Source organism: Pseudomonas sp. Root562 (assembly GCF_001427125.1).
In the GTDB taxonomy this organism is placed as follows: Bacteria; Pseudomonadota; Gammaproteobacteria; order Pseudomonadales; family Pseudomonadaceae; genus Aquipseudomonas.
The window spans coordinates 271,490-286,188 of record NZ_LMGK01000021.1 but is presented as its reverse complement, the minus strand read 5'-3'; the positions used below and the strand labels follow the sequence as shown (position 1 = coordinate 286,188).

At 60.5% G+C, this 14,699-nt stretch carries 14 protein-coding genes; 7 read left to right on the top strand and 7 right to left on the bottom strand.

Going from position 1 to position 14,699, the window contains the following annotated elements:
* Positions 1 to 35 precede the first annotated feature (35 nt).
* Together ASD60_RS17075 and ASD60_RS17070 are read left to right on the top strand one after the other, a co-directional pair.
* The gene (locus ASD60_RS17075; protein ID WP_056855127.1) at positions 36 to 1,952 is read left to right on the top strand and encodes an alkaline phosphatase D family protein; all 1,917 of its coding nucleotides are present in this window, start codon (positions 36 to 38) and stop codon (positions 1,950 to 1,952) included.
* Between the two features lie 35 nt (positions 1,953 to 1,987).
* Complete coding sequence (locus ASD60_RS17070) at positions 1,988 to 2,467, top strand: adenylate kinase (RefSeq protein WP_056855126.1); 480 nt, start codon at positions 1,988 to 1,990, stop codon at positions 2,465 to 2,467.
* Here the strand turns inward: ASD60_RS17070 and ASD60_RS17065 are convergent.
* The gene (locus ASD60_RS17065) at positions 2,457 to 3,635 is read right to left on the bottom strand and encodes an aspartate aminotransferase family protein (RefSeq protein WP_056855125.1); all 1,179 of its coding nucleotides are present in this window, start codon (positions 3,633 to 3,635) and stop codon (positions 2,457 to 2,459) included. The two genes, ASD60_RS17070 and ASD60_RS17065, sit on opposite strands and share 11 nt — an antisense overlap.
* Before the next feature lie 102 nt (positions 3,636 to 3,737).
* Between ASD60_RS17065 and ASD60_RS17060 the strand changes: the two genes are divergently transcribed.
* Positions 3,738 to 4,646, top strand: coding sequence for a LysR family transcriptional regulator (locus ASD60_RS17060; protein WP_056855124.1), 909 nt, complete (start codon positions 3,738 to 3,740; stop codon positions 4,644 to 4,646).
* Between the two features lie 3 nt (positions 4,647 to 4,649).
* Here ASD60_RS17060 and msrA read toward each other — a convergent pair whose 3' ends face one another.
* Together msrA and msrB are read right to left on the bottom strand one after the other, a co-directional pair.
* Positions 4,650 to 5,357: a peptide-methionine (S)-S-oxide reductase MsrA gene (gene msrA, locus ASD60_RS17055; RefSeq protein WP_056855123.1), complete on the bottom strand. Its 708-nt coding sequence runs from the start codon at positions 5,355 to 5,357 to the stop codon at positions 4,650 to 4,652.
* 42 nt (positions 5,358 to 5,399) lie between these two features.
* Positions 5,400 to 5,918: a peptide-methionine (R)-S-oxide reductase MsrB gene (msrB, locus tag ASD60_RS17050; protein WP_056855122.1), complete on the bottom strand. Its 519-nt coding sequence runs from the start codon at positions 5,916 to 5,918 to the stop codon at positions 5,400 to 5,402.
* A gap of 149 nt (positions 5,919 to 6,067) precedes the next feature.
* On the opposite strand from msrB, the gene ASD60_RS17045 reads away from it, so the two are divergent.
* From ASD60_RS17045 to ASD60_RS17030, 4 genes are all read left to right on the top strand, one after another.
* Positions 6,068 to 6,787, top strand: a complete 720-nt coding sequence (locus ASD60_RS17045) for a response regulator transcription factor (protein ID WP_056855121.1) — start codon at positions 6,068 to 6,070, stop codon at positions 6,785 to 6,787.
* A complete protein-coding gene (locus ASD60_RS17040) occupies positions 6,784 to 8,304 on the top strand; it encodes a sensor histidine kinase (protein ID WP_056855120.1) in 1,521 nt (506 codons plus the stop codon). The genes ASD60_RS17045 and ASD60_RS17040 overlap by 4 nt, the downstream gene beginning before the upstream one ends.
* Positions 8,305 to 8,612: 308 nt before the next feature.
* Entirely contained in the window at positions 8,613 to 9,317 is a 705-nt protein-coding gene (locus tag ASD60_RS17035) for a hypothetical protein (RefSeq protein WP_056855119.1), read from the top strand.
* 333 nt (positions 9,318 to 9,650) lie between these two features.
* Positions 9,651 to 11,081: an aminotransferase-like domain-containing protein gene (locus ASD60_RS17030; protein WP_056855118.1), complete on the top strand. Its 1,431-nt coding sequence runs from the start codon at positions 9,651 to 9,653 to the stop codon at positions 11,079 to 11,081.
* Positions 11,082 to 11,196: 115 nt separating this feature from the next.
* Here ASD60_RS17030 and ASD60_RS17025 read toward each other — a convergent pair whose 3' ends face one another.
* The 4 genes from ASD60_RS17025 to ASD60_RS17010 form a co-directional block, all read right to left on the bottom strand.
* The gene (locus ASD60_RS17025) at positions 11,197 to 11,997 is read right to left on the bottom strand and encodes an N-acyl homoserine lactonase family protein (RefSeq protein ID WP_056855117.1); all 801 of its coding nucleotides are present in this window, start codon (positions 11,995 to 11,997) and stop codon (positions 11,197 to 11,199) included.
* Positions 11,998 to 12,011: 14 nt separating this feature from the next.
* Positions 12,012 to 12,971, bottom strand: a complete 960-nt coding sequence (locus ASD60_RS17020; RefSeq protein WP_056855116.1) for a diiron oxygenase — start codon at positions 12,969 to 12,971, stop codon at positions 12,012 to 12,014.
* A 66-nt stretch (positions 12,972 to 13,037) separates the two neighbouring features.
* Positions 13,038 to 13,796 (bottom strand): TauD/TfdA family dioxygenase, encoded by a 759-nt coding sequence (locus ASD60_RS17015; protein WP_056855115.1) that lies wholly within the window; start codon positions 13,794 to 13,796, stop codon positions 13,038 to 13,040.
* Between the two features lie 21 nt (positions 13,797 to 13,817).
* A complete protein-coding gene (locus ASD60_RS17010) occupies positions 13,818 to 14,690 on the bottom strand; it encodes a branched-chain amino acid aminotransferase (RefSeq protein WP_056855114.1) in 873 nt (290 codons plus the stop codon).
* Positions 14,691 to 14,699: the final 9 nt, after the last annotated feature.

Below are 14,699 nucleotides of genomic sequence, written 5' to 3'. Positions count from 1 at the left end.
GCCCGCCTCTGAGCCCTCAAGAGTCTTGACCCCGGATGTCCGCAACGCTGCCCCTGCCCGACGCTCAATCCCTGCCCCCGGTCCTCGCCGGCCCGCTGCTGCGGCGGCTGGAGCCCACACGACTGGTGATGTGGCTGGTGGGGTCCCGTGCGCTGGAACTGACCCTGCGTTTGCAGGGCGTTGCCGATATCCGTCTCGACGCCGGGCATTGCACGGTGATTGCGGTGGGCACGCACGCCTTCGTGCATTTGATCGATGTGTCATTGGACGCTGCCCTGCCCTTTGACCAACGTATCGAATACGACCTGCTGCTGGAAGACGGCAAAGGCATCGCCGATTGGGCGCCGCATTTGCTTTACAGCGAGGCGGATTGCCCGAACTTCGTCCTGCGCTCGCGCATCGATCAGTTGCTGCACGGTTCCTGCCGCAAGCCCCATCACCCGGCGACCGACGGCTTGCTGTGCGTCGACAACCTGTTGGCGCAAGCACACGAAGCCAAGGATCGTCCGGCGCTGCTGATGATGAGTGGCGATCAGGTGTACGCCGACGATGTCGCCGGGCCGATGCTGCGGGCGATTCATGGCCTTATCGAGCGCTTGGGATTGTTCGGCGAGCATCTGCAAGGTGCCGTGGTCAGCGACAGCGCCGAGCTGTACGGCCACGCGGCGTGCTACTACCACCGCGCCGATTTGCTGCCGGCACTCAAGAGCAACGAAACCCTGCGCGATCGCTTTTTCGGGGGAGCGCGCAAGCCGATTTTCACCAGCAGCAGTGCCGACAATCATCTGGTGACGTTCGCCGAAGTCATGGCCATGTACCTGCTGGTCTGGTCGCCGACCCCATGGTCGCTGATCGCGCCAAAGCCGCCAAAACTGATCAAGGAACGTCGTGAACGCTATGCGCTGGAACAGGTGCGCATCGACGGTTTCAAGGCTGGTCTGGGCCGCGTTGCGCGGGCATTGGCGCACGTGCAGACGCTGATGATTTTCGACGACCACGACATCACCGATGACTGGAACCTCTCTGCGCAATGGGAAGAAACGGCCTACGGCCATCCGTTCTCCAGACGCATCATCGGTAATGCGCTGATCGCCTACATGCTGTGCCAGGGCTGGGGCAACAATCCGGACGCCTTTGTCGATGTCGTCGAGAAGGCCCGTGCATTCAGCGACACCGGGCACGACCGCTATCTCGACAGTGACGTCCAGGACCGGTTGATCGATGAACTGTTGCGTTTCCAGCATTGGCATTACGTGCTGCCCACCACGCCAGCCATGGTCGTGCTCGACACCCGCACCCGACGCTGGCGCAGCGAGATGAACCTCAAGCAACCCTCGGGCCTGCTCGACTGGGAGGCCCTCAGCGAACTGCAACAGGAGCTGCTGGATCATCCGTCGGCGATCATCGTTTCACCGGCGCCAGTGTTCGGCGTGAAACTGATCGAGACGGTACAACGGGTGTTCAGCTGGTTCGGCTATCCGCTGCTGGTGGACGCGGAAAACTGGATGGCCCATCGCGGCGCGGCCCAGGTGATCCTGAACATTTTCCGCCACTCGCGCACACCGGGTAATTACGTGGTGCTGTCGGGCGATGTGCATTATTCCTTCGTCTACGAAGTGCTGATTCGCCATCGCAAGGCTGGGCCGCGTATCTGGCAGATCACCAGCAGCGGCATCAAGAATGAATTTCCGCCGGCGCTGCTGGAATGGTTCGACCGCCTCAACCGCTGGCTGTATTCGCCGCGCTCACCGCTGAACTGGCTGACCAAACGTCGGCGCATGCGCATCGTGCCGCACGTTCCGGAGCATGCTGAAGCAGGTGAACGACTGTGGAACTCCGCGGGCATCGGCCAGGTGTTTTTCAATGACAAGGGACAGCCGCAGGATATTTATCAGCACAACTCGAATGGCTCCCCGAAGACACGCATGGTGGCTCCCGAGACAGAAGATTGAAAACCGGCTGATTTCCATTTCATTTGGTGTCGCTCATGGACCTCACCCGAACCCTGATCATCGGTAACTCCGGTTCCGGCAAGAGCTGGCTAGCGCAACGGCTCGCCGAGCAATTGTGCGTGCCATGGGTCGATCTCGATCAGATTCACTGGCTATCCGACGAACACAGCATCCCCCGCCCCCGCGCCGAAGCCCTGGGCATGGCGCGCATCGCCGCCGATGAACCCTGCTGGGTGATCGAAGGGGTTTACGGCTGGATCATCAGCGAACTGCTGCACCGCGCAACAGCGCTGATCTGGTTGTGCATTGAAGATGAAGCTTGCCTCGCCAATATCCGCCAGCGCGAAGTCAACGACGACGAGCGATCGATGGCGTTGCTGGAGTGGGCCGCAAGCTATCGAACACGTGATGGGTCCAGTGGGTTTGTGGCGCATCAGCGGTTGTTCGAGCGCTTTTGCGGTTCGAAGGTCCAGTTGAAAGATCGGGCTGAAATCAATGCTTTGATCAGGCACTGATTTTTATCGACCCACTTATCCCCCTGACAATCATCTCCACCTCCCGCTCATCAATGGTCAGCGGCGGCAGCAGGCGGATGATTTGTCCGCGTGTGACGTTGATCAGCAAGCCGTGGTCCCGGGCGGCGATCAGGCTCAGGTCGCGGATCGGTTGTTTCAGTTCGATGCCGATCATCAGGCCCTGACCGCGGATCTGCGCGACGTTCGGATGGCCCGCCAATTCTGTGCGCAATCTTTCGAGCAAATGCTCCCCTTGAAGCCGGGCGTTCTCCAGCAGCCCTTGTTCTTCGACGATATCCAGCACGGTGCAACCGACGCGGCAGGCCAGCGGATTGCCGCCGAACGTGCTGCCGTGGCTGCCCGGGGTAAAGAGCTCTGCGGCCCTGCCACGGGCCAGACAGGCACCGATGGGCACGCCGTTGCCGAGGCCTTTGGCCAGGGTCATGACGTCCGGCACGATGCCTTCGTGCTGAAAGGCGAACCACTGTCCGGTACGACCGATCCCGGTCTGGATTTCGTCGAGCATCAGCAACCATGAACGCCGGTTGCACCGTTCGCGCAGCGCCTTGAGGTAACCGGGCGGCGCCAGTTGTACGCCGCTTTCGCCCTGGATCGGCTCCATCAGGATCGCCACGATCCGCGAGCCATGCGCTTGCTGCACCTGGTCGAGCGCTTGCAGGTCGCCGAACGGCACCTTGACGAAATCACCCGGCAATTTGTTGAAGCCCAGACGCACGGCCGGGCCATCACTGGCGGACAACGTGCCGAGAGTTCGACCATGGAAAGCGTTCTCCATGACCACCACCAACGGTTGCTCGATGCCTTTGTGCCAACCATGCAACCGGGCGATTTTCAGCGCCGTCTCGTTGGCCTCGGCCCCGGAATTGTTGAAGAACGCCCGGTCCATCCCTGCCAGCCGCGTCAATTTTTGCGCCAGCCGTTGTTGCCAGTCGATGCTGTAGAGGTTGGACGTATGCAGCAACAATCCGGCTTGCTCACTGATGGCGGCAACGATTTTCGGGTGGGAATGGCCAACGTTGGTCACGGCCACACCGGCCACCGCATCCAGATACTCACGACCGGCCTGATCCCACAGGCGTGTGCCCAGGCCTTTGTTGAAACTCAGGGCCAAGGGTTGGTAAGTGCTCATCAGGCAGGCGGCGGTCATGACATCAAGCTCCAGCAAGGGTCGGTGTTTTTGCAGTATGGTTAGCCACCTGAGCTGGATAAACGCCTCAAAACTTCAATCATTTAAAAGCCGAGCTTGATAATGGATTTATTCCAGGCAATGAGTGTTTACGTGAAAGTGGTGGAAACCGGCAGCATGACCGCCGCGGCTTTTCAGTGCGAAATGTCCACGACCATGGTCGGCAATCACCTCAAGGCACTGGAACAGCGTCTGGGTGTGCGCCTGATGCACCGCACCACGCGGCGTCAGCGCCTGACCGAATTCGGTGCCGCGTATTACCAGCGTTGTCTGGAAGTGTTGGGACTGGTGGCGGATTCCGAGCGGCTTGCAGAACAGGCCCTCGACGAACCGAGCGGCATCTTGCGCATCACCGCTCCCTTGACCTTCGGCACCGAGCGGCTGGCACCGGCGCTGAGTGAGTTCAGCTTGCAAAACCCGCGGGTGAAGCTTGATGTGGTGCTGACCAACCGCCGTCCGGACCTTCTGGAGAACGGCCTGGATGTGGCGTTTCGACTCGGCGCACTGGAACCCTCAAACCTGATCGCCCGCCCGCTGATCGACTACACCCTGACCATGTGCGCCTCGCCGCAATATCTGGCCCGTCGGGGCACACCGCAAACGCCTGAAGACCTGCGACAGCACGATTGTCTGTCGTTTGCCTATCCGGCCGGGGATGACTGGCAGTCGGTGCAAAAGGAATGGCGTCTGGCCGGACCTGATGGCGAAGTCAGCGTGGGAGTCAGCGGGCCGATGCTGATCAACAGTTCGGCCGGCCTGCATCAGGCGGCGCTGACGGGTATGGGCATCGTGATGATGCCCGACGCGCTGGTCGAAGAAGACCTGCGGCAAGGAAACCTGCTGGCATTGATGCCGGATTACTGCCCGCCCAGCCGTCCGATGCATCTGGTTTACCCGCAGGATCGCCACCGTTTGCCGAAATTGCGCCGTTTCGTCGAATTCGCGGTACAGAAGTGGGGCAAGCACTCCTGACGCTTACCTCCCCTCCTTCACCAGCACCGGTTTTTCCTGATAACGCTCGGGAAACAGCTGCTTGAGCTGCGCCACTTTCGGCAGGTCATTGATCACGATGTAAGGATAGGTCGGGTGCTCGGTGAGAAAGTCCTGATGCTCTTCTTCGGCCGGGTAGAAACCGTTGTAGCTTTCCAGCTTGGTCACGATCGGTTTGTTGAAGGACTTGGCCGCGTCGAGCTGGGCAATGTAGGCCTGGGCGATTTTTTGCTGCTCGGCGCTTTTGGTGAAGATGGCCGAACGGTACTGAGTCCCGGTGTCCGGCCCCTGGCGGTTGAGTTCGGTCGGGTTGTGGGCGACTGAAAAGTAGATGTGCAGCAAGGTGCCGTAACTGACCTGGCTCGGGTCGTACGTCACTTCGACAGATTCCGCATGGCCGGTATTGCCGTCGCTGACGCGCTCGTACTGTGCCGTGTCGGCTGCACCACCGGCGTAACCGGAAACCGCATTCTTCACCCCTTTGACGTGTTGAAACACCCCTTGCACGCCCCAGAAACAACCGCCGGCGAACACCGCGGTTGCGCTGCGGGCCTGAGTGACTTCATCGAGCGCTGGCGGCGCAATCACCACCGCTTCTTCGGCACCACCCAAGGAGAACGCCGAGCATGGGCCGATAACGCTAACGGTGGCCAGGGCCAGCAGCGCACGACGCCAGGTGAGCAGGTTTTTCATGTAAGCAACTCCAGAATGATTCAAAGGGCAGGCAGGCAAAAATCAGACGGTTTTGGGCACGAACTTCATCGCCAGTCCGTTCATGCAATAACGCAGGCCTGTCGGTTTCGGGCCGTCATCGAAGACATGGCCCAAATGCCCGCCGCAACGTCGGCAATGCACCTCTTCGCGGACCATGCCGAAAGTGCGGTCCTGTCGAGTGGCCACAGCCTTGTCCAGTGGCGCCCAGAAGCTCGGCCAACCGGTGCGACTGTCGAATTTGGTGGCCGAGGAAAACAGCGGCAGATCGCAACCGGCGCAGGTGAACGTACCGTCACGGTGTTCGTTGTTCAGCGGGCTGCTGTAGGCGCGCTCGGTGCCCTCTTCGCGAAGGATTTCGTACTGCTCGTCGCTGAGGATCGCGTGCCATTCGCTATCAGTGTGGGTCACTTCGAACGCCTCGGCCGCGTTGACCTCGCTGATCAACGCCGAGCCTGTGGATAACTTCGGCAACAGGCCGATCGCCAGGGCCGTGACCCCGAGCCCGCTGCTCGCTACAAGAAATTGCCGTCGTGAAAACATGCTTGTCTCCCAAAACCAGGGGTGTTTCATGGAACACAGCCTAGGCTTTGGGTGATCGCCAAATCCTCACGGTAAGTTAAACAATTCGTGATAACTCGGGCGCTGGAAAACCCGCACAATGCGCTCATTGCGCCGAAGGATTGAGCTGGATGGAACAGACTAAACGCGTCCTCGTGGTCGAGGACGATACGCACATCGCCGACCTCATTTGCCTGCATCTGCGTGATGAGCAATTCGAGGTGGTCCACAGTGCCGATGGCAATGAGGGCATGCGCCTGTTGCAGCAAGGCAACTGGGATGCGTTGATCCTCGACCTGATGCTGCCCGGTGTCGATGGCCTGGAAATCTGCCGCCGCGCCCGGGCCATGGCCCGCTACACGCCAATCATCATCACCAGCGCTCGCTCCAGCGAAGTGCACCGGATCCTCGGCCTCGAACTGGGTGCCGATGATTACCTGGCCAAGCCGTTTTCCATGCTGGAACTGGTGGCGCGGGTCAAAGCCCTGTTGCGCCGGGTCGATGCGATGGCGCGCAACCTGAAGATGGACGCCGGCAGCCTGAACATCGACGGCCTGGCCATCGACCCGATCACCCGCGAAGTGGCTCTGAACGGTCGGCGGCTGGACCTCACACCCCGTGAGTTCGACTTGCTGTACTTCTTCGCCCGTCAGCCCGGCAAGGTGTTCTCGCGCATGGACCTGCTCAATGCCGTGTGGGGCTACAGCCACGAAGGCTACGAGCACACGGTCAACACCCACATCAATCGCCTGCGCGCCAAGATCGAGACTGACCCGGCGCAACCGGTGCGCATCCTCACGGTATGGGGGCGTGGCTACAAATTCGCCACCGGGGAGGAACCGCAGCCATGAGGTTGACGCTCACACAGCGCCTGTCGCTGGTGTTCGCCGTGTTGTTGCTGGTGTGCTGCGGCACGTCCGCGTGGATGCAGGTGCGCTCCAACCAGATGCATGAACAGGAAGTGGTGCAAGGCTTGTCCCGCGACCTGGCGCAACACATCGCCAATGACACGGTGCTGATGGACACCCAGGGACTGATGCCCAATGCGGTGCGCGATCTGTTCAGCAAGCTGATGCAGGTCAACCCGAGTGTCGAGGTGTACCTGCTCGATACCGAAGGCAGGATTGTTGGCAGCGCCGCGCCCGAAGGGAGGATTCGGCGCGACCGGCTCGACCTGGCGCCGATCCAGCGCCTGCTGCGGGGCGATGCACTGCCGATTCTCGGTGACGATCCGCGCAGTGTGGATACCCGCAAGGTATTCAGCGCCGCGCCACTGAAGGTCGATGGCAAACCCGCCGGTTACCTCTACGTGGTCCTGCTCGGCGAAGACCACGATCGGCTGGCCGAACGCGGTGCCACCAGTGCCGCACTCAACACCGCCCTGCTGTCCATCGGTTTGGTCGCGCTGCTGTGCCTGATTGCCGGTCTCACCGCGTTTGCCCTGATCACCCGGCCGTTGCGCCGTTTGACCGAAACCGTCAGCCAGTTCGACATTGACGGCGTCCCGGTCACCCCGGCCCTGCCCGTTACCGTAGAAAAAACCGCCAGCCACGATGAAATTGCCATCCTCGACGCCACGTTCCGGCAGATGCAGGCACGCCTCGGCGAGCAGTGGCGCTCGCTGACCCGCCAGGATCAGGAGCGCCGTGAACTGGTGGCCAATATCTCCCATGACTTGCGCACGCCATTGGCCTCACTGCACGGCTATCTGGAAACCCTGTCGCTCAAGGACGCCACGCTGTCCCCCGCCGATCGCCGCCGTTATCTGGGCATTGCGCTGGATCAGAGCCGCAAGGTCGGTGGGCTGGCGCAATCACTGCTGGAGCTGGTGCGGCTGGAACATGGTTTTGTGCAGCCGGTGCTGGAGCGGTTTTCCCTGACCGATCTGGCCCAGGACATTTTCCAGAAGTTCGAGCTCACCGCCGAAGCGCGCGAGGTCGAATTGAAGGCCACCTTTGCCCCGAACGTCTCGGTGGCGTGCGCGGATCTCGGCTTGATCGAACGGGTGCTGACCAACCTGTTCGACAACGCTCTGCGCCATACCCCACAAGGTGGCGAAATCGAACTTGGCTTGCGCCCGCTAGGCTCGTTTATCGAAGTGACCGTCAGCGATACAGGACCGGGGATTGCCCCGCAATTGCGCGACGGGTTGTTCCTGCGCCCGTTCAATATCGGCGGCGCACGGCGTGATGGCGGGTTGGGTTTGCGAATCGTGCATCGCATCCTGCAATTGCACGGGCGCGATATCCAGTTGATCGATGTGCCGGGACGCGGGGCGACCTTTCGGTTTTCGTTGCCGATTGATGAAGAGACAGCGACTGCGTTGGCGGTGCGTTCGATGAACCTCAATACACCGGGGCAGGCTTGAGAATTGGCTTGCCAGCGATTTTGATCGTTCCCACGCTCCGCGTGGGAATGCCTCAACGGACGCTCCGCGTTCGGCTCTGGCAGGGACGCGGAGCATCCCGGGCTGCATTCCCACGCAGAGTGTGGGAACGATCACATCGCGAGCAGGCTCGCTCCTACAGGGGATCGCGATTATCCAGCAAGGCAAAAAAACGACCAACCGCCCGTTGCTCCGTGACAACGCCGCCCCGGTCCAATAGATTAGGCGACCTGAAAAAGCCCCCGTGCTTTCTCGCCCCTATTCAAGCTGAAAAAAGTAGTGAAATTTCAATGTCCGATTCCAATACCGCTGAATCCGTAGTCACCTTGTCGTCCAAAGCGGAATACGAAAACTCCATCAATCTTTCACAACACGTGCCCCAGGCCAAAACCATCAGCGAGATGGTGCTGGACGCTTTCCAGTCCACCCGCGAAAGCGACCAGATCCGCGAGCTGCGCGCCGCGATCCGTCAGGCCCACGACAGCTTCGACGATGACAAGGCGTACGAACTGATGGGCCAGCTCAAGCAGCTCAAGGACGCCGAAGCCGCCGACATCGCCGCGCTCGAAGACCTGAGCAGCAAATTCCCGATCAGCCGCATCCTGTCCAGCTTCAAGGATGACCCGGCGTTCCAGGAAATTGTCTACGGCCTGGCGCTGAAAGTGCTGAACCAGACCCACCAGGCCATCAGCAACCCGAGCGGTGGCAAGAGCAAGGCTGCCAAGGCCAAGAAAGAAGTCGAAGTGTTCACCATCAGCAAGGACGGCATGAGTGTGACGCTGCCGCTGCGCACCCCGCGCTCGCGTTTGAGCGTCGACCGTGAAGCCCTGGAATTCCTCGGTTTCAGTTTTGTTGGCGAAGGCGATGAAGCCGAGCTGGAAAACGAGACATTCCTGGACAATGCCGGCAGCGAACAAGCGGTCAACCGCAAGAACATCATCACCGCCCTGCAACAGCAGACGGCGTTCGACGGCTATAGCATCACCGCTCAATAACCTGATACCCCATTATTTGTGGCGAGCGAGCTGGCTCGCGTCGGGCTGCGCAGCGGCCCCCGGAATTTGACGGCACTTACAGATTTTCGTGAGTGCAGCGCACTCAAGCACAAGCCAGCTCCATCGCCACAGTCACCTCAGCGACTCACTTAGCGCCCCGCCCTCGTGCGGGGCTTTTTATTGCCCGCGATTGCGGCGAATCCCCGATTACTCTTCCAGTATCAACGCCAGAACACCACTTCCCTTCCCCCTTCTGCACCACGGGTCCGTCTGCGGGAAGCGTCAACTCAGTTTCCAGCCCAAGACCTCAGCGGTGCGACTGCCGAGGTCATCATGAACACGCTCCCTCTCTACCGTCAGCTGGCCAATCATTATCTGGACGCGATCCGTAGCGGCACCCTGAAAACCGGCGAGCGCCTGCCTTCGATACGGCTGATGATGGAAAAACACGCCGTCAGCCTGTCGACCGCCGTGCAGGTGTGCCGGGAGCTTGAGGACTATGGCGTGCTGGAAGCGCGACCGCGCTCGGGCAATTACATTCGCCAGCCGGATACGCCAAAACAATCCGCGCCGATCACCCTGCTCCCGCCGCTGGATAGCGGGGTGTATGTCGGCATCCATGAGCAAGTGTCAGCGGTGCTCAAAGCCAGTCAGCGGGCGACGATCAAGGTCAATCTGGCCAGCGCCTATTGCGCACCTCAGCTCTATCCGTTGAAGACCTTGCAGGACAACATGATCAAGACTTTGCGCCAGGATCAGCACCTGCTCGACACCACCGGTTCGACCAGCGGCAACAGTACGCTGCGCAGCGTCCTTGCCCGCCGAATGCTGACCGCCAAGACCCATCTGACAGCCGAACGCATTGTCATCACCAACGGCGCCACCGAAGCGATCAACCTGGCCCTGCGTGCCGTGACCCACCCCGGTGATACCGTGGCCGTGGAATCGCCAACCTTCTACGGCGTGCTGCAAATTCTCGAAAGCCTGAACCTGCGGGTGCTCGAAGTCCCCGCTTCGCCCCATGCGGGAATTCATCTGCCGGCCCTTGAACATTTGCTGCAAGGGCCGGAGCGGATCAAGGCGCTGATCGTCATGCCCAACCTGCACAATCCGCTGGGCAGCATCATGCCCGACAGCCACAAGGCCCGACTGGTGAAACTCTGCGCCGAGCACGATACGGTGCTGATCGAGGACGACACCTACGGTGACCTGGTGGACACCGAGCAACCGCTGTCCACCCTCAAGCACTGGGACCGCAGCGACAATGTGATCTATTGCGCTTCGCTGAACAAAACCCTGGCCCCGGGCCTGCGCCTGGGCTGGATCAGTGCGGGGAAGTGGCACGACCGCGTGGAAATGCTCAAGCACACCCAGACCCGCGGCTGCGAGAAGCTGTCACAGCTGGCGGTCAGTGCGTTCATGGGCACACCTTCCTACGAGCGCTATCTGCGACGTTTGAGAAAAACCCTGACCCAACAGCGCCAGCAAATGAGCGCAGCGATCCTGCGCTACTTTCCCGAGGGTACCCGAGTGACCAATCCGCAGGGTGGCACGTTGCTGTGGGTGGAATTGCCTGTGCAGTATTCGTCCATGGCGCTTTTTCATGAAGCGCTGGACGTCGGCATCCAGATTTCACCTGGGGATATCTTTTCCAACGCCAAGCGGTTCAGGAATTTTCTGCGTATTGGCTGTGGGACGCCATATTCGCCGCGGATCGATGAGGCACTGGGGACGTTGGGGAACCTGCTCAAACTTCAGGGCTGATCCAACCCCTGTAGGATCACGGCTTGCCGGCGATGGCGTCAGCACATGCAACATTGCTGTGTCTGAAACACCGCTATCGCGGGCAAGCCTTGCTCCTACAGGTCAGGGGTGAGCTTTAGATCGGGGTCTGGTGCAGGCTGATGATATGCGGGTCATCATTCCAGTGCGGGAAGCGCTCGGCGATCAGCGGGTCGTGGCCGGGGATGACGTGGTCTTCGCTGTCGGCCAGGCGGTCGATTTCACTGAACGCTTCAAGGCTTTGCGCCAGGTCATCGATGATCGGAAACGGGCTGCGTTGGCGAATGTTGACCCACAGATGCGCGGCATCCGACGCCAGCACAATCCAACCACGCGCAGTATTGACCCGCACCACCTGACTGCCCGGCGTGTGGCCGCCCACGGCGTGCAAGGTCACGCCGGGCATGACTTCAACCGTGCCGTTGTGCAAACGCATCCGCCCTTCGAACAGCGGTGGCAGGGCCGACATCACGTCCTCGACTTCGTAGGTTTTATTCACCGTGTGATGGGCCATCTTCGGCCCGGTGCAAAAACGCAATTCAGCCTCCTGCAAATGCACCGTGGCTTTCGGAAACAACCCCAGATTGCCGGCATGATCCCAATGCAAATGCGTGAGGATCAGGTGCTCGACCTGCGCCGGATCGATGTCCAGTTGGCGCAGGGATTCTTCCGGCAGGCGATACATCTGGCGATTGCGGCGATCCGCCGTGGCCGGCTGGAAACAGGTGTCGACCACGATCACCTGTTGCTCGTTGCGGATGACCCAGAAGTAATAATCCAGCGGCATCGGCGCATTCGGATCGCCGCAGCAGGCGTCGTAGAGAAAATTCTCTCGGGCGGTGCGTTGGGCATTGGCGCCGACGCGGATGGCGAACACTTCGTACACAGGAACGGACATGCACACCTCCGGATTCAAGCCGCTGCCGTAGCTTTGAGGGTTGGACGAAAATCAAAGTCGATCTGCTCGCTGATGCCCAGGTCGCGGGCCAGTTTATGCAGGCCACTGTAGTCGCGCATGATCGTCGCGTTCTTGTTGCTCTCGCGGGTATCGGCAATGATCAGCGCCGCATCCTCAATCCCCAGCTGCGTCAGGATCGCCTCCCACATCGAGTAGTCCTGGGCGATAAAAGCACTCAGCGCCACCGACAGGTTGCGGGCGAAAAATTCCCGCTGGACTGGCTGCATATTGGCGTACATGACCTTGGCCACCTCGGCCAGCACCTTGCTGTGGGCATATTCGTCGCGGTTATGCAGTTCGGCGACGCGGCGGTTTTGCGGCTGGATGGTCTGGTCATCCGCCAGCAGGTCGAGGTAGGCATTGACGCTGATCTCGGCCACCACCGCAAACGTGATCGCCGCCAAGTCCCGTTGCCATTGCTCAGTCAGCTCTTCGCACAAGGCTTTCAGGCGCAGGTAAGTGACTGACGGTGGCAAGTCCAGATCCTGATCCAGTGCGCGGTCGAGTTTTGTTCGTTCGATAGCGCGCAGGTGCATCAGCGTGTGGTAGTGCTCGTCGATCAGCGTCTGTTGCATGGCCTCGCGAAAATGCCAGTCGTCCTTGCCCAGGTACTGATTGGCGATGACGCTCAGCGCCGGATTCACCACGTGTTCCTCGGCGGTCACGGTGCGCAGGTTGTAGCCGATCCAGCCCCAGGTCACCACGCTGCTTTTGAGTTCATCACTCAAGGCCTGGAATGCCGGGTGATGGAAAAACGGCACCATGCATTCTGGATAATCAGGGCGCGACGGATCGAACACTTCGTTGACCTGGGCTTTGTCCGGCGCACACACCGTGGCGCGTTTGGTCCAGGCCTGATTGAGCCGAACGATCAGTTGATGATCGACTTGAGCAATCTCGATTGCTGTTTGCATGACGCAATACCTGTAAGAAGCGCACCCGCGAGGGGTGCGCCTGAAGAATGAAGGGCGACGGAAAAATCAGGCCAGCCAGTAGCGGGTGAGGTTGCGCGCCGGGTCAGTGTATCGGCTGCGGGCGTGAATCATCCGCCAGTTATCCCAAATCAGCAGGCACCCGTCGGGAATCAGCACCGGGGTGTTGTGCTCGACAAAGTAGGCCTCGCCGAGCGCCGCAAACCTGGCCAGCGGCGACGTGCCGTTGGCGACCTGCGACTGCTGTAACGCTTCCTTCGAAGGGTTCACGTCGCCATAGTGAAACTGGTTGTAGCTGAAGCGAAAAATATCGCCGTCTGCGGTCGGGGTGAGGATGTACTCCCTGACTCGGGTTTGCGCCGGCTCGCCAGGCTTGGCGGTGGCGACAAACTCCACGGGCGTGTCGTCGAGCCATTCGCGCAGTTGCGGTTCGGAGCGCTCGAGGGACTTGAGAAATTCATAACCGTCCACCAGCCCCGTGTGCCCGCCACCGCAGGTCGCCTGTTTATGGCAATGCAACGCCAGATAACGGGGCGGCGGTCCATAGACCGGCGCTTCGGTGTGCGGGCCGATGCCGTTCATGCTCTGGGAGTACGGCAACGCTTCATACCCTGGTTTGCGGGTGATAGCGAAGGCGACCTGACCGTTGAACTGCGGAATGACCTGACCGAACTCGTGCAGTGTTCCTACAACATCGTGAGCAAATTCCCCGGGGGTGAGCACCGTCCAGCCCTGCGCCGACAATTGTTGATGACGATGGCCCAGTGAAACATAAGGTGTAGACGCGACTATCCCTTGATCTGACATGGCGAAGTTCCTGGCTGTTGTTCAGGCGTTGACGGTTGAGGTGTAAGCGGCGATCAAATCGCGGCAGGCATTGCCCGGTCGGTAGGACTGCTCGTCGATGCATTGCACCGGGGTGATTTCAGCGGCAGTGCCGGTCAGAAAACACTCATCGAAGGCGCCCAGGTCGGTCGGCAGGATCGTCCGTTCGACCACTTGATAATCCAGCGCCTTCGCCAGTTCGATCACGGTCTGCCGGGTAATGCCGTTGAGGAAACAGTCCGCCACCGGCGTGTGCAATGTCCGGTCCTTGACGAAAAACACATTGGCACTGGTGGCTTCGGCAACGTGCCCGCGCCAGTCGAGCATCAAGGCGTCGTGGTAGCCGTTGTTCTCAGCGTCATGCTTGCTCAACGTGGCGATCTGGTAGTGCCCGGAGGCCTTGGCTTCAAAGGGGCTGCTGTTGGGTGGCGGTCGACGCCAGATCGCGGTTTTCAAGCGAATGCCGGCCATGCGTGCCGCCGGGTCGAAATAGCTCGGCCATTGCCAGCAAGCGATCGCCACATGCACGCGATTGAAACGTGCCGAGGTGGAAATCATCTCGCTGCCACGCCACGCGACCGGTCGCAGGTAACCTTCGACCACACCGTTGCGTTGCAGCAGTTCGTGGCTCGCCGCTTCCAGCTCAGCGGGCTCAAACGGCAGGGCAAAGTCCATCAGTTGCGCCGAGCGATACAGCCGTTCGGTGTGCTCGCGCAGCTTGAAGATTTTGCCGTTGTACACGCGCTCCCCTTCATACACCGTGCTTGCATAATGCAAGCCGTGGGTCAGTACATGCAGGCGCGCTTCGGACCACTCGACAAATTCGCCATCGAGCCAGATCCATCCTTCGCGCTGATCAAACGGGATACCGCTCATGTCCTTATC

Coding starts and splice junctions, on each gene's coding strand:
- ASD60_RS17020 (WP_056855116.1), bottom strand. CDS start 12,971: ATGCAAACAGCAATCGAGATTGCTCAAGTCGATCATCAACTGATCGTT.
- ASD60_RS17065 (WP_056855125.1), bottom strand. CDS start 3,635: ATGACCGCCGCCTGCCTGATGAGCACTTACCAACCCTTGGCCCTGAGT.
- ASD60_RS17025 (WP_056855117.1), bottom strand. CDS start 11,997: ATGTCCGTTCCTGTGTACGAAGTGTTCGCCATCCGCGTCGGCGCCAAT.
- ASD60_RS17070 (WP_056855126.1), top strand. CDS start 1,988: ATGGACCTCACCCGAACCCTGATCATCGGTAACTCCGGTTCCGGCAAG.
- ASD60_RS17075 (WP_056855127.1), top strand. CDS start 36: ATGTCCGCAACGCTGCCCCTGCCCGACGCTCAATCCCTGCCCCCGGTC.
- ASD60_RS17040 (WP_056855120.1), top strand. CDS start 6,784: ATGAGGTTGACGCTCACACAGCGCCTGTCGCTGGTGTTCGCCGTGTTG.
- msrA (WP_056855123.1), bottom strand. CDS start 5,357: ATGAAAAACCTGCTCACCTGGCGTCGTGCGCTGCTGGCCCTGGCCACC.
- ASD60_RS17035 (WP_056855119.1), top strand. CDS start 8,613: ATGTCCGATTCCAATACCGCTGAATCCGTAGTCACCTTGTCGTCCAAA.
- ASD60_RS17060 (WP_056855124.1), top strand. CDS start 3,738: ATGGATTTATTCCAGGCAATGAGTGTTTACGTGAAAGTGGTGGAAACC.
- ASD60_RS17045 (WP_056855121.1), top strand. CDS start 6,068: ATGGAACAGACTAAACGCGTCCTCGTGGTCGAGGACGATACGCACATC.
- ASD60_RS17030 (WP_056855118.1), top strand. CDS start 9,651: ATGAACACGCTCCCTCTCTACCGTCAGCTGGCCAATCATTATCTGGAC.
- ASD60_RS17010 (WP_056855114.1), bottom strand. CDS start 14,690: ATGAGCGGTATCCCGTTTGATCAGCGCGAAGGATGGATCTGGCTCGAT.
- msrB (WP_056855122.1), bottom strand. CDS start 5,918: ATGTTTTCACGACGGCAATTTCTTGTAGCGAGCAGCGGGCTCGGGGTC.
- ASD60_RS17015 (WP_056855115.1), bottom strand. CDS start 13,796: ATGTCAGATCAAGGGATAGTCGCGTCTACACCTTATGTTTCACTGGGC.